Source organism: Oleiphilus sp. HI0066, from assembly GCF_001635725.1.
Genome location: NZ_LWFH01001524.1, coordinates 1 through 722, shown reverse-complemented (window position 1 = coordinate 722; position 722 = coordinate 1). Strand labels below are relative to the sequence as shown.

Genomic DNA, 722 nt, shown 5'->3' with positions numbered 1-722 from the left:
AAGATGTCTTGCTTTACTACCCTTATCATTCGTTTGATACCGTAATTGATCTTCTGAAAACGGCCGCGATAGATCCGGCGGTTACAGAGATTAAGATATGTTTGTATCGTGCAGCAGAGCATTCGCGCATCGTTGACGCCTTATTGTCAGCAAGACGTAATTTGAAGAACGTAACGGTTGTTGTTGAGCTGCAGGCGCGTTTTGATGAGGCCAATAACATTGCGTGGGCAAATCAGCTAACAGATGGCGGCGTGAACGTAATATTTGGCGTGCCCGGCTTAAAGGTGCATACCAAGCTAATTGCCATAACACGTAAAGAAGATGGTAAACCGCGCATTTATACGCACATTGGCTCAGGAAACTTTAACGAGAAAACCGCCAAGATTTATACCGATTTTAGTTTACTGACACGCAATAAAGAGATCGGCAAAGACGTTGCCAATGTGTTTGATTTTATCAATTACACCTATCGCCGCCACGCCTATAAACACTTAATGGTGTCACCACTTACACAGCGTTCAGGCTTAGTGGGCTTGATCGAAAATGAAATCTCGAATGCCAAATTAGGCAAGCCAGCCGAGATCATTATTAAGTGTAATAACCTCACCGATAAGCAAATTATTGCGCAATTGTACGAAGCATCTAAAGTGGGCGTGTCTGTTCGTATTATTTGTCGAGGAATGACATCGATAGTGCCGGGAATTAAAAGTGTTTCCGAGAAT

The 722-nt window shown here is 43.2% G+C and carries 1 protein-coding gene; it reads left to right on the top strand.

The annotated features are described in order from the left end of the window. A partial coding sequence (locus tag A3738_RS23755) for a phospholipase D-like domain-containing protein (protein ID WP_231876747.1) occupies positions 1-722 on the top strand: 722 nt, incomplete at both ends.